The following is a 13,448-nucleotide window of genomic DNA, read 5'->3' on the forward strand; positions in this document are numbered from 1 at the left end:
GGTCATGTTTGTCTGGAAACGTTCAACGGCGAGCAAGCGGCCGCTTTGACCGGGTTGGCACCTTACCCGTGTCACTACCAGTCTACTGTGCGGCCAGTTTCTGTGCCGCCGCCTTGGCGAAGTAGGTGAGGATGCCATCGGCGCCGGCACGCTTGAAGGCGAGCAGGGATTCCATCATCACCTTGTCCCGGTCCAGCCAGCCGTTCTGGAAGGCGGCCATGTGCATGGCGTATTCGCCGCTCACCTGGTAGGCGTACACCGGTACCTTGAACTCGTCTTTCACCCGGCGCACCACATCCAGGTAGGGCATGCCCGGTTTTACCATCACCATGTCGGCGCCTTCGGCCAGGTCCAGGGCGATTTCGTGCAGGGCTTCGTCGCTGTTGGCCGGGTCCATCTGGTAGGTGGTCTTGTCCGCCTTGCCCAGGTTGCCGGCGGAGCCGACGGCATCGCGAAACGGCCCGTAGTAGGCGCTGGCGTACTTGGCGGAGTAGGCCATGATGCGGGTGTGGATATGGCCATTGGCTTCCAGTGCCTCGCGGATGGCGCCGATGCGGCCATCCATCATGTCCGACGGGGCGATCACGTCGGCGCCGGCTTCGGCCTGGGACAGGGCCTGTTTGACCAGCGCTTCCACGGTCTCATCGTTGAGCACATAGCCGCTGTCATCAATGATGCCGTCCTGACCGTGGGTGGTGAACGGGTCCAGGGCGCCATCGGTGATCACGCCCATTTCCGGTACCGCGGCCTTGATGGCACGCACCGCGCGCTGTGCCAGACCGTCCGGGTTCCAGGCTTCCTTGCCGTCCAGGGTTTTTACATCAGAAGGTGTCACCGGAAACAGAGCCATGGCGGGCACACCCAGGGCAGCCAGTTCCTCGGCTTCCTTAACCAGAAGATCCACGCTCATGCGTTCCACGCCGGGCATGGAGGCCACCGTTTCAGTCTGGTTTTTGCCTTCCAGTACAAACACCGGGTAAATCAGGTCGTCCACCGTCAGGGTGTTTTCGCGCATCAGCCGGCGGGAGAAATCGTCGCGACGCATGCGGCGAAGACGGGTGGCAGGCCAGGGGGCACGGGTGACAGACATGAAGTGGAGTCCTCTAGTAACATGGGGCGCCCGACGCTCGTGAAAGGTCCCGCATCGGGCGGAATGACGTGAGTTTAGCAAGAGCCGTAGACGATGGAAAAACAACCGGCCTTTCATCTGGCCTTTATGGTGAATGACCTGGAAGATGCGGCAGATTTTTACTGCCGGGTGTTGGGTGGCCGCCGGGGGCGGGATGCCCCTAATTGGGTGGATATCGACCTGCACGGCCATCAACTTTCCCTGCACAAAGGTGAGGATCTGACACCGATCCAGGGCTACAGTGAGGTAGATGGCCATCCGGTGCCCATGCCGCACTTTGGCGTGGTGCTGGATTTCGCCCGCTGGGAAACCCTGGTGGAACGCATTTACGACAATGACTGGCCTTTCCTGCTCAAGCCCCGCGAACGTTTTGTGGGTCAGCCCGCCGAGCAGGGCACGTTTTTCGTGCAGGATCCCACCGGCAATACGCTGGAGTTCAAGGGGTTGCGCGAGATCGATCGTATTTTTGAGGTGTAACTCCATGGGCCGTTGGCGACCGAAAGGAACCCCTGCTTCCAAGTACATCACCGCCGAAGGCTATAAAAAGCTCAACGACGAACTGCAGTACCTGTGGAAGGAAAAGCGCCCGGAGATCACCCAGTCGGTGCAGGAAGCGGCTGCCCAGGGGGACCGCTCCGAGAATGCCGAGTACATCTACGGCAAGAAACAACTGCGCGAGATCGATCGGCGAGTACGCTTTCTCAGCAAGCGCCTGGATGACATGACCGTGGTGGATCGCTTGCCGGAAGACCAGAGCCGGGTGTTCTTCGGTGCCTGGGTGGAACTGGAAAACGAGGACGGCGACACCGAAACCTACCGTCTGGTGGGGCCGGACGAAACCGATGCAAAACGGCACTACATCAGTATCGACGCGCCACTGGCACGGGCCTTGCTAAAAAAACAGGTGGATGACGAGGTGGAAGTGCAGACCCCTACCGGGGAGCGCTGTCTCTACCTCAACCGGATCTGGTATCAAAGCGAAGACAGTGACAATGAGCGCTAACCCCAAAGACTACGACAGCAGCAAACGCCCGACCCGGGCCGATGCTCAGGATTTCAGTGAGGGCCAGCGAGAAGGCCTGTACCGGGCCATTTATGAGCGCCGCGATGTGCGTTCTCAATTCCTCCCCGATCCGATCCCGGCACCCGTGCTTCGGCGACTGCTGGGTGCGGCCCATCATGCTCCGTCGGTGGGCTTTATGCAGCCCTGGGATTTTCTGATTATTGATGATGTCGGGGTACGGAAGAAGGTGCTGGATATCTTCGAAACTGAGAATGCCCGGGCCGGCCAGAACTATCAGGGTGAGCGTGGGGAGACTTACCGTAACCTGAAACTTCAGGGCATTCTCGATAGTCCAATGAATCTGTGTATCACCTGTGATCGCTCTCGTGGTGGGCCCAAGGTGCTGGGACGTAATAGCATCATGGAAACCGATCTTTTCAGTACCTGCCTGGCGGTGCAGAACTTGTGGTTGGCCGCGCGAGCCGAAGGCATCGGGGTGGGCTGGGTGAGTATTCTGGATCAACAGAAGCTGACCCGGGTGCTGCAGCTGCCAGACCATGTGTATCCCCTGGCGTACCTGTGCCTGGGTTATGTGAGTGAATTTCTGGAGCAGCCGGAATTGCAGTCCAAGGGGTGGCGATCACGGTTACCGTTGATCGATCTGGTTCACCGCAATGGCTGGGGCCAGCCTCTGGCTGACGGTGACAGGCTGCGCAGCGAGATTGAGGGGGACGCGCAGTGAACCGATTATTGCTGCGCCGGTTGAGCCACGCCGGGGCGAAAGCTTACCAGCCGTATTACCTCTCTGTTCATCATATCCGGAACCACGAGGAATCCTGAATTGAGCGCCAATCGCCGCATCTGGTTTTTTATTCGCAAGTCCCTGCTGGGTGGCCTGACTATCCTGCTGCCGATTTCCATCATCGTGTTTTTCTTCCGCTGGATTTATCAGACGGTGACGGAAATGATCGCGCCGTTTACCACGGTATTTATCCGCGCCTTCGATCTGCCCAAATTCGTGGCCGACTGGTTGTCGGTGCTGGCGGTGCTGGTGCTGTGCTTTCTGGTGGGTACCCTGGTGGCGACCCGGGTGGGAAGCTGGTTGTGGCACCAGTGGGAAGAGAACGTGATGACCCGCCTGCCGGGGTACAAGACGGTCAAGGAAGTGATTGGCCAGTTGATGGGCAGCAACAGCGACAGCCCGTTCAGCCGTGGTGAGGTGGCACGGGTGTGGCTGTATGGCAGAGATACGGATGTATCGGTTACCGCGCTGGTCACGTCCCGCCATGGGGATGGTCATGTCACCATCTTCGTGCCCACCGGCCCCAATCCCACCAGCGGGTTTATCTATCACGTGGATGAAAGCCTGGTGGAACTGCACCCGGAAATCGGCGTGGAGAGCATGATGAAAACCGTGGTGTCCTGCGGTGCGGGAACGGCGGCGCTGTTCAAGACCGACAGGGCGTAGCTACGAGCTACGAGCTACGAGCTACGAGCTACGAGCTACGAGCTACGAGCTACGAGCTACGAGCTACGAGCTACGAGCTACGAGCTACGAGCTACGAGCTACGAGCTACGAGCTACGAGCTACGCTCGATTGGAAAGGGAAGGGTAGGAAAGTTCCCGAGGTTTCGTTATTTCTACGAAGCCGCTGTAGGAGCGGCGCTCTCTGTGCTCTGCGAGTATGAGCCGCGAACCGTGCGAAGCACGGCATCGTCCGCAGGACGATCAAAGCTAGAAGCTAGAAGCTAGAAGCTAGAAGCTAGAAGCTAGAAGCTAGAAGCTAGAAGCTAGAAGCTAGAAGCTAGAAGCTAGAAGCTAGAAGCTAGAAGCTAGAAGCTAGAAGCTAGAAGCTAGATGAATCGCCACCAGTTCTCTAGACACTTCCCTGCCGTTCTTGGTGACGCTTTTCATACTCTACCGGTGACAGCTTTTCATTAGAACCATGGCGTCGACGGTTGTTATAGAACATCTCGATATAATCAAAAATATCTGCCCGGGCCGCGTCCCGACTGCTGTAAATCTTTCGCTTTATTCTCTCCCGCTTCAACAGCTGGAAGAAGCTCTCAGCAACAGCATTGTCGTGGCAGTTACCGCGCCGACTCATACTCCCCTCCAGCTCATGCGCCTTCAGAAACGAGTCCCAGTCGTGGCTGGTGTATTGGCTTCCTTGGTCGGAGTGAACAACCACCTTGCCCTCAGGCTTGCGACGCCAGACCGCCATCAGCAGCGCATCCAGCGCCAGTTCCTTGGTTATCCTGGATTGCATTGACCAACCGATCACCCGTCTTGAGAACAGATCTAGAACAACCGCCAGATACAGCCAGCCTTCATGTGTGCGGATATAGGTAATATCCGTTACCCAGCTCTCGTTCGGGGCTTGCGGATTGAACTGGCGCTGAAGGATATTCGGTGTCACCTTGTGCAGCTCCCCAGCCCTATGGCGTGGTTTACGATACCCCACCTGCGCTCGTATTCCTGCGTGGCGCATCAGGCGGTGGACTCGATTGGGCCCGCATCGCTCGCCATACTCGCGCAGATCGGTATGAACCTTCCGGTAGCCATACACGGCCCCGGATTCCAGCCAGAACTGCTTGATCAGCCCGGACAGGCGCTCGTCCTCGATTGCACGAGCTGAACGAGGCTGTCTCTGCCAGGCGTAAAAGCCACTGGGGTGAACGTCCAACAGAGAACACAGTGAGCGGATTGGCCACCGCTCGCTGTGCTCCTGAATGAAGGCGTACCTCAATCGGACTGACTGGCGAAGTACGCCGCGGCTTTTTTTAGGATGTCTCGCTCTTCGGTAACGCGCTTGAGCTCTTTCTGGAGCCGGCGAATCTCGGCTTGGTCATCTGCATTGGCCTGATGCTGCTCGGAATCCGGGCCAAACTTCCTGATCCAGGCGTACAGGCTATGGGTGGTGACGCCGAGTCGGTCAGCCACTTGGGCCACACTGTGACCACGATCCGTCACCTGGCGAACCGCCTCAATCTTGAATTCTTCGGGATAGCGTTTGCTACTCATAGATACCTCTCTGATTGCCATTTTGGATGGCTGAAAGGTGTCTAGCAAACTGGTGGCGATTCAAGAAGCTAGAAGCTAGAAGCTAGAAGCTAGAAGCTAGAAGCTAGAAGCTAGAAGCTAGAAGCTAAAATTCAGGCTCTCGCCGCCGCTGTATTCTCTTCCAGCGCCGCCTTCATGAAATCGCGCATGGCTTTCAGATATAGCCCCTGATCCAGATGCAGCAGATGGTTGCCCGGGAACCAGTGCAGATCGCAATGATTCCAGTGCTGGTGCAGCAGATGGCTGTGCTTGGGTGGCGCAAAGCGGTCGCCGGCACCGCCGATGATCATGCGCCCGGCCTGGGGGACCTTGCAGGGCCAGGTGAGGGGTGAATGCAGGGCGGTGACTTCCCGCAGTCCCTGCAGGTTGGTGCCGTAAACTTTCTTCAGCAAGCCCACTTGCAGGTTGATCGGGAACCAGCTCTGCATCAGGTCGATGATGCTGACCAACGGCACGTTGGGAATGGCGAAGGCCAGGTCATCTTCCAGAGCAGCCAGTAACCCGGTGGTATAACCGCCCAGGGAAATGCCGGTAGCGCCCATGGCCGGCGTACCCTGTTCACGTAAATAGTCCATGAACAGACGCAGGTCATGGATGGCATGGGCAAAGGTTTCATTGAGCAGGGCCATGCCCTGGCTGAAGAACTGGGCGCCACTGAACGGCGCAAAGCGGCCCTTGCGGCGTCCATGGAAGGGCAGGGTATAGAGCAAGACATCAAAGCCCTGCTTGTAAAACCAGGGCAAGGCCAGCCAACGGGTATTGAGCCAGTAAGGGTCGGCGACAAAGCCGTGGATCATGATCAGCGTGGGGCGTGGTTCGTCATGGTGACGCCAGTGCTGGGCCCAGGCGGTGCGGTTGCGGCGATGGCTCAGGTAACGGTCACGCAACGCCGGGTTCCTGGGCTCGAAGGGCGAAGGAAAACGCAGGGTATGGGCGTCGCCATCCTCCGGTTGAAAGTGATAGGGAGCCACCGGAATGCGTTCGATGTTTGCCGTCTGTGTGGGCCGTGTAAAGAACGTATTGGGGTCCTCCTCCAGGAGAAAGGGCCGATAAAAATCTACCAGCTCACGTTCTTCCTTTTGCCGCGAGATATTCAGTGTGGCAGGCAGGGCAGCGGCCCCGGCCATGCTGGCCAGGCCGGTCCGCGCCAGGGTATCGATGCTGGCGGTATAGTCGATCCGCCAGCGGGTGTCGTTGTCTGCCAGAAAGTGATCCGGTAGAGAATGAAAATGAGCGGGCAGCGTCTGCCACCAGGGCTGGGTAAGCCGCGGCAGGTCCTCGTCGCAATAATCGTCCTGATGAATACGGGGCAGTTCGGTCATGAGGCCTCCCTGTCATAAAAAAAACAGTAAACGCCAGCGGTGCGGTGGCGGCAATGACCAAAACAGTCAGGCGGTGCGGATAAACTCGACCACACTCTTCAGATCTCGATTGGCCTCCGGCAGGAAAGGCACCATGATCGGCCAGACATGAAACAGCCCGGACCGTTCGATCCATTTCACCCGCACCCCGGCGCTTTCTGCCGCCTTGCGGACCTGCTTGCCATCAGGGTAAAGCACCTCATCGGTGCTGACGGTAATCAGCAGGGGGCAGACACCGCTGTAGTCAGCCAGACAGGGCGAAGCGTAGGGGTGCTTGCGGTCTTCCTGATTGGGGAGATAGACATCAATCACAGTGCGGATAATGTCCGCCGACAGCATGGCATCGCTGGGGTCCAGCGCGGCCAGTACCTTGTCATCCGGGAAGGCATTGCCGGCCGGGGAAAACAGTACCGCGCAGCGTGGTTGTGGCAGGCCCTTGTCGCGGATATGCAGCAGGGTGGCCAGGGTCAGGCCGCCGCCGGCGGAGTCGCCGGCGATAACGATATCGCTGGGGTTCTTGCCCTGGGCTAACAGGTATTCGTAGGCTTCCATCACCCGGTTCACGGCTGCCGGAAAAGGTTGCTCCGGCGCAAACGGATAAACGGGCAGATAGACTTCGCCATGGAGCTGTTTGGCCAGGCGTCCGGCCAGGTTGTGATAGGTCTTGGTCACTCCGCCAATGTAGGCGCCACCGTGCAGATACAGCACCGTGGTGGACGGGTTGCTTACACTCAGGTGGTCACCGTCGAACTGGGGCTCCCGGATCTGGCGCAATGCCACCTTTCGGGGCAGCAGGGTGAGAACCGGCGTGTTGTTGAATACCTTGCGCAGGTGGCGCACCAATTGTTCTTCGTTGAGTCCGTGGCGCTTGATGGTGCGACGGGTCACTGCCTTGATGATTTTTGCTTGAATGCTCATGTGTCTTCCATATTGATTGTTCTTCTGGTTACTACTGTATGGTCTGGCGCCTGGCAGTAGCAGGGTTGATCGGGTCAGAAAAGCCTCCAGTCAAGCCCGGCGTTTTTCCTTATCTTCAAAAAGCCCGTTATGTTCGCCCAATGCCGGGCTGTCGCCATCGCGGGTCTGGGCGCCCACAAAACGGATTGGTGAGCGCAGTACCGGGCCCTTGTGATTATTGGTTACCAGTCCCCGGGCCTGTACCTGTTCATTGGCGAGGGCTTCTTCCAGAGTGAGAATGCCTGACACGCAGGTGTCCTTGTGGGCGAGCCGCGCGTCCCACTGATCCCGGGTGCGAGTTAGCAGGATCAACTGAATCGCCCAGCGCACCGGGATCATCAGTCTGCGCAGTTTCTTCGGGTCGGCGGCCAGCTTGGTCAGGGCATCGTTACCGCCACTGGCGGATTTCGGCTTGTCGGCGGCAGATCCGGAAGAGGCGCCGGCTTTTTTCTGTTTTTTCTTCCAGAGAAAGGCGGGCGTGATTTCCTTCAGGAACGCCATAAAGAACTTGGGTTCCAGGGAGCCCACCGCCAGGTATTTGCCGTCCCGGCAGCGGTACACGTTGTAGTTGGCCAGGGCGCCGGTGAGCATGTCCTTGCCACGGGGCTGGCTGTTGCCGTGCTGGTGGTGGGTGGCCAGGGCCATGCTTTGCAAGGCCAGGGCGCCATCGAGCATGGCCACGTCCACCCAGCAGCCTTCGCCACTCTGACGGGCGCCCATTACCGCGGCAAGAATGCCGATGGCACAGTTCTGCGCGCCGCCGGCCAGGTCGGCGATTTGCACGTTGGACATGGCCGGGCGCTTGCCGGGCAGACCGGTCTGGTCGAGCACGCCGGCATATCCCAGGTAGTTCAGGTCATGGCCCGGGCGGTCCGCATAGGGGCCGGTCTGGCCGTAGCCGGTGAGGGAGGCATAGACCAGTTTCGGGTTGAGGGCTTTCAGGGTGTCATAGCCACAACCCAGCTTGTCCATGACGCCGGGGCGAAAGGATTCCAGTACCACGTCGGCGTCTTTCACCAGTGACTTGAAGCGTTCCACGTCGTCGGCCTGGCGCAGATCCAGAGTCAGGGATTGCTTGCCCCGGTTGACGATGTCGAACAGCTCTGGAGATAGTTCACGGGCATAGTCGCCGCCATCCGGTTCCTCGATCTTGATCACCTCGGCGCCAAGCTGGGCCAGGGTGAGGGAGCAGAAGGGGCCGGGTAACAGGCGGGACAGGTCGAGGACCGTCAAGCCGTCGAGTAATGGGTTCATGGAAAATCCTGTTGCCGATACAGAGGAAAAATTCCTTTGCTCTGTGATACGACAGGGCAAAGGAATTGAACCTGAAAAAAGAAAACCGAACGCCCGGTCGGGCGTTCGGTTTCGGAGGGGTTACTCGCCGACAGCCTTGGCCAGGCCATACTCCGGCGGTTGCTCCACACCACCGTCGCCGGTGGCGCTCATGGCGGGGATGCCGCCAGCGCCGTAGTACTCGTCCTTGGTGAACACGTCCACCTCGATGGCCAGCAGGCAGGCCGCGGTGGCGTCATTGAGCAGCGCCAGTTCCGCCTCGCTGATCACGCCTTGCTGGGCGGCATCGGCGGCCAGCTCTTCCACCTTGCCACGGCCCAGCTTGCGGGCTTTCTGGGCAGCGCGGATCTTGGCGCGCACCGGCTCGGCTTCGGTGGTCAAGCGGAAGGCCTTGAGCAGACGGCCAAGACCCTGATCACTTTCTTCCGGCATGTAGTTGCCGCCCACCAGACGCTTGTACTGGTCGCCGTAGCTTTGCAGGGCCAGGGCAGCCTTGTGGCTGAGCTGGTCATCGGGCAGTTTGGCCAGCGGGTTCAGACCCAGCCAGAGTCGACCCACGGTTTTCAGGATCACGCCCACCGGGCCGCCGAAGTTTTCATAGATACCTTCGAAGGCTTTCTGGATCTGGGTGAGACCGTATTCACCGGCGTACTGCACCAGCGCCAGGTCTTCCGCCTTGCGGCCTTCGGCTTCAAAGCGACGCAGGGCAGAGGTGGTGATGTACAACCAGGCCACCGCGTCCGCATAGCGACCGGTCAGGTTGCCGCGGGCTTTCAGCTTGCCGCCCACGAAGAACATGGCCAGGTTGGTGAGCAGGCCGAAGCGGGTGGCCGCCCAGCCCAGACGCCGGTAGATGCTCTTGGTCTTCGGCTCCACATCCGGCACCTTCACGGTGAACCAGCCACGGGTAACGCCGCGTACCAGGGTCATCACCATGCCGAGCAGGAACTGCACCATCCAGCCGGTGAGGTTCTTGCGGAAGCTGTCTACGTCCTCGTTTTCCACCGCCTGTACCACCTTGTAGGCGTAGGGATGGCAGCGGGTGGCGCCCTGACCGAAGATCATCAGGGTGCGGGTCATGATGTTGGCGCCTTCCACGGTGACACTCACCGGGGCAGAGTTGTACAGGCGGCCCATGGTGTTGTTGGGGCCCTGCATGACGCCGTAGCCGGCGGTCACGTCCATGGCATCGGTGCCGATCTCGCGGCCCATTTCGGTGGAGTAGGCTTTCATCACCGCGGACATTACCGGCGGTTGAATGCCGTGGTCCACGGCGGAGCAGCCGAATACGCGGGCAGCGTCGAAGGCGTAGGTCATGCCGGCGGCCTTGCCGATCTTGTGTTCCACGCCTTCCATGCGACCGATGGGAATGCCGAACTGCTGGCGCACCATGGAGTAGGCCCCTGCAATCATGGCGCCGTGTCGTACGCCGCAGACACCAGTAGCCGGCAGGGACACCATGCGCCCACCCGCCAGGGCTTCCATGAGCATCTTCCAGCCCATGCCGGTGTATTCCACACCGCCCAGCACGTTGCCGGCGGGTACAATCACATCACGACCGACGATGGGGCCATTGGGGAAATGTTCGCCAATCGGCTGGTGGTGATCGCCGATGTGCAGGCCTTCGGTGCCCGCTGCGCCTTTTTCGATCAGCACCACGGTGATACCTGGCTCTTCGCCTTTGCCCAGCAGGTTCTCGGGGTCGTGCAGACGCACGGCCAGGGAGATCAGATTGGAGACCGGTGCCAGGGTGATGTAGCGCTTGCGGAAATTGAGCTTGAACTTCACTTCGCCATCGTCGTCCTTGAACACGACGCCTTCCGCCTTGATGGAGGCAGCGTCAGAACCGGCGGTGGGCTCAGTGAGACCGAAGCAGGGAATGAATTCCCCCTTGGCCAGCTTGGGCAGGTAGTAGTTCTTTTGCTCGTCGGTGCCATAGTGACCCAGCAGTTCAGCGGCGCCCAGGGAATTGGGAATCACCACCATGGCGCTGAGCAGGCCGGAATAGGAGCTGACCTTGGCCATGATGCAGGACTTTGCCTGGGTGGACATGGGCATGCCGCCATACTCTTTGGCGATCTGCATGGCGAAGAAACCATTGTCGGCCATGAACTTGAAGATATCGTCCGGCAGCTTGCGGGTACGGGACAGCTCATAGCTGTCGGCCATCTTCAGCAGCTCTTCCACCGGGCCGTCCAGGAATGCCTGTTCGTGTTCCGGGAGCTGGTCATAGTTTTCGGCAAGGATTTTTTCAAAGTCCACCTTGCCGCCGAAGAATTGACCGTCAATCCACACATCGCCGGCTTCCAGGGCCTGGCGTTCGGTGTCGGAAATCTGCGGGAGGATCTTGTTGTCCCGCATCCAGTTCATCACTTGTTGAAACATGCTGTGGTTCCTTTGAGGTTGTTAGGCCCTGCAGGGCAGGACGAACGTTTACGGGCGCGAACAAACAAGCGCCGGACGCTTACGGGTAAAAGCGTTGTTTCTTTTTGGCCATCTCTATCAATAGCGGAGCCGGTGTGAAGCGGTCGCCAAACTGTTCGGCCAGGCGCTCCAGGGTGCGTACCGCATTGGTAAGACCCAGGCTGTCCATGTAGCGGAACGGGCCGCCGCGGAAGGGCGGGAAGCCCAGGCCGAAGATGGCGCCGATGTCACCGTGCATGGGATCGCTGATGATGCCGTCCTGCAAACAGTAGGCGGCTTCGTTGATCATCAGCCAGGCACAGCGGCTGACGATTTCCTCGTCGTCCGCGTCTTTTTCACTGGTCACATTCATCAGCTCATAGAGCACGGTGTTGACCGGTTTTTCACCTTTGGCCACACCTTCATAGATATAGAAGCCGCGGCCACTCTTGCGGCCCAGATAATCGTTTTCGATCATCAGGCTGGCGGCATCCGGTGATGCCATCCGTTCCCCAAAGGCTTTTTCCAGTACCGGGCCGACTTTGGTGCCCACATCCACGCCCACTTCGTCGAGCAGGGTGATGGGGCCTACCGGGAAGCCAAAGCGCACCAGCGCCTTGTCCACGGCTTTCACATCGACCCCTTCGGTGAGCAGGCGGGTAGCTTCGTTCAGGTAGGGCGCCAGGATGCGAGTGGTGTAAAAGCCGGGTCCATCCTTCACCACGATCACGGTCTTGCCCTGGGCCTTGCCGAAGGCCACACAGCCGGCGGTCACCTCAGGCGCGGTCTTGTCCGTGGTGATGATTTCCAGCAGTGGCATCTTTTCCACCGGGGAAAAGTAATGCAGGCCGATCACGTTTTCCGGACGCTCAGCGGCACTGGCAATGTCGGTGATGGGAATGGAGGAGGTGTTGGAGGCAAAGATGGTGTGCTTGTTGCCGTTGGCTTCCACGTCCTTGAGCATCTTGTGCTTCAGACCCAGGTCCTCGAACACCGCTTCCACCACCAGGTCCAGTCCCTTGAAACCGCTGTAATCGGCGGTATAGGAAATGCGGCCCTGTTCAGCGCTGGCATCGGCGGCGGTCATGGCACCTTTTTTGGCGCGCTTGTTGTAGAACTCGCTGACGTATTTCACGCCATGGGCCAGGCCCTTGTCGTCCCGGTCTTTCAGACGCACCGGCAGCTTGGCCTTGTTGATGGTGGTCAGCGCGATACCTGCCCCCATCAGGCCGGCACCGAGGACGCCGACTTTTTCGATATCGCGGGCTTTCACGCCGTCGGCCACAAAGGTGTCTTTTTTCAGGGTATTGGTGGCGTGGAAAATTCCGCGCAGCTGTTTCGATTGCGGTGACATGGCCAGTTCGCCGAACAGGCGCGCTTCGGTGGCGTAACCCTGTTCGATACCTTCCTCGAAGCCAGCTTCCACCGCATCGATGATGGCCGGTGGTGCCGGGTACAGGCCGTGGGTCTTTTTCGCAGTCTGCTTGCGGGCCTGGTCGAAGACCATCTTGCGGCCCAGGCTGTTCTGTTCTAGCGCGGCTTTAGTGATGCCTTCTTTGCTGAAGTAGCTGGCCAGATCGACGCCGCCTTCTTCCTTGGCATCAACCAGCTCCAGCGCACGGGCTACAGCCCGGTCGTACACGGCCACGGCTTCCACCACTTCATCCACCAGGCCGATTTTCTTCGCCGGTTTGGCTTTCAGCTGACGGCCGGTGAGCATCAGGTCCAGGGCGGTGGCGATACCCACCTGGCGAGGCATGCGCTGAGTGCCGCCGCCGGCAGGCAGCAGGCCCAGCATCACCTCAGGCAGACCCAGTACGGTGTCGCTGCTGTTAGCGGCGATGCGATAGGAACAGGCCAGAGCCAGTTCCATGCCGCCGCCCAGGCAGGCGCCCTTGATGGCGGCTACCACCGGCATATCCAGGTCTTCCAGTTTCTGGAAAGTCTGCTGACACTGGGTGGACAGATCGCTCACTTCTTTCGCTGTCTTTGCGCTTTCAAACAGCTTGATATCGGCGCCGGCCATGAATGAGCCCGCTTTGGTGGAGTAAAGCACCAGAGCTTTGGGTTGGGCTTTCTCGATGGCAGCAAAGGCGCTGTTGAAGTCGTCAACAAACTCCGCTTTCAGGGTGTTCTGGGCATCGCCGGGAACATTGATTTCCAGTACGGCCACACCGTTATCCAGCGGTTTGAGAGTAAAAGCACGTTGCGTTTTGCTCATGGGGATCTCCTTGTTCCG

General features: G+C 59.4%; 11 protein-coding genes. 4 read left to right on the top strand and 7 right to left on the bottom strand.

The annotated features are described in order from the left end of the window. Positions 1-82: 82 nt before the first annotated feature. On the bottom strand, positions 83-1,090 hold the full coding sequence (hemB, locus tag KZ772_RS15325) for a porphobilinogen synthase (RefSeq protein WP_290537376.1): 1,008 nt from the start codon (positions 1,088-1,090) through the stop codon (positions 83-85). A 93-nt stretch (positions 1,091-1,183) separates the two neighbouring features. Between hemB and KZ772_RS15330 the strand changes: the two genes are divergently transcribed. The 4 genes from KZ772_RS15330 to KZ772_RS15345 all read left to right on the top strand — a co-directional run bounded on the left by KZ772_RS15330 (position 1,184) and on the right by KZ772_RS15345 (position 3,600). After that, on the top strand, positions 1,184-1,606 hold the full coding sequence (locus KZ772_RS15330; protein WP_290537377.1) for a VOC family protein: 423 nt from the start codon (positions 1,184-1,186) through the stop codon (positions 1,604-1,606). Positions 1,607-1,610: 4 nt separating this feature from the next. After that, positions 1,611-2,132, top strand: a complete 522-nt coding sequence (greB, locus tag KZ772_RS15335) for a transcription elongation factor GreB (protein WP_290537378.1) — start codon at positions 1,611-1,613, stop codon at positions 2,130-2,132. Further along, entirely contained in the window at positions 2,122-2,874 is a 753-nt protein-coding gene (gene bluB / locus KZ772_RS15340; protein WP_290537379.1) for a 5,6-dimethylbenzimidazole synthase, read from the top strand. Before greB ends, bluB begins: the two co-directional genes overlap by 11 nt. A 99-nt stretch (positions 2,875-2,973) precedes the next feature. Continuing rightward, a complete protein-coding gene (locus tag KZ772_RS15345; protein ID WP_290537380.1) occupies positions 2,974-3,600 on the top strand; it encodes a DUF502 domain-containing protein in 627 nt (208 codons plus the stop codon). Positions 3,601-4,008: 408 nt separating this feature from the next. Here the strand turns inward: KZ772_RS15345 and KZ772_RS15350 are convergent. The 6 genes from KZ772_RS15350 to fadJ all read right to left on the bottom strand — a co-directional run bounded on the left by KZ772_RS15350 (position 4,009) and on the right by fadJ (position 13,430). Continuing rightward, a protein-coding gene (locus KZ772_RS15350) for an IS3 family transposase (protein ID WP_290536301.1) occupies positions 4,009-5,156 on the bottom strand; the annotation gives its coding sequence in 2 pieces (ribosomal slippage) (positions 4,009-4,919 and positions 4,919-5,156; 1,149 coding nt in all). 131 nt (positions 5,157-5,287) lie between these two features. Continuing rightward, the gene (locus tag KZ772_RS15355) at positions 5,288-6,517 is read right to left on the bottom strand and encodes an alpha/beta hydrolase (protein WP_290537381.1); all 1,230 of its coding nucleotides are present in this window, start codon (positions 6,515-6,517) and stop codon (positions 5,288-5,290) included. A 66-nt stretch (positions 6,518-6,583) separates the two neighbouring features. Continuing rightward, the gene (locus KZ772_RS15360; protein WP_290537382.1) at positions 6,584-7,474 is read right to left on the bottom strand and encodes an alpha/beta hydrolase; all 891 of its coding nucleotides are present in this window, start codon (positions 7,472-7,474) and stop codon (positions 6,584-6,586) included. 90 nt (positions 7,475-7,564) lie between these two features. Beyond that, positions 7,565-8,767: a CaiB/BaiF CoA-transferase family protein gene (locus KZ772_RS15365; RefSeq protein WP_290537383.1), complete on the bottom strand. Its 1,203-nt coding sequence runs from the start codon at positions 8,765-8,767 to the stop codon at positions 7,565-7,567. A gap of 120 nt (positions 8,768-8,887) precedes the next feature. Then, a complete protein-coding gene (locus KZ772_RS15370; RefSeq protein ID WP_290537384.1) occupies positions 8,888-11,191 on the bottom strand; it encodes an acyl-CoA dehydrogenase in 2,304 nt (767 codons plus the stop codon). Between the two features lie 79 nt (positions 11,192-11,270). Further along, on the bottom strand, positions 11,271-13,430 hold the full coding sequence (gene fadJ / locus KZ772_RS15375; protein WP_290537385.1) for a fatty acid oxidation complex subunit alpha FadJ: 2,160 nt from the start codon (positions 13,428-13,430) through the stop codon (positions 11,271-11,273). Positions 13,431-13,448 lie beyond the last annotated feature (18 nt).

The organism is Alcanivorax sp. (genome assembly GCF_019431375.1).
Classification (GTDB): Bacteria; Pseudomonadota; Gammaproteobacteria; order Pseudomonadales; family Alcanivoracaceae; genus Alcanivorax; species Alcanivorax jadensis_A.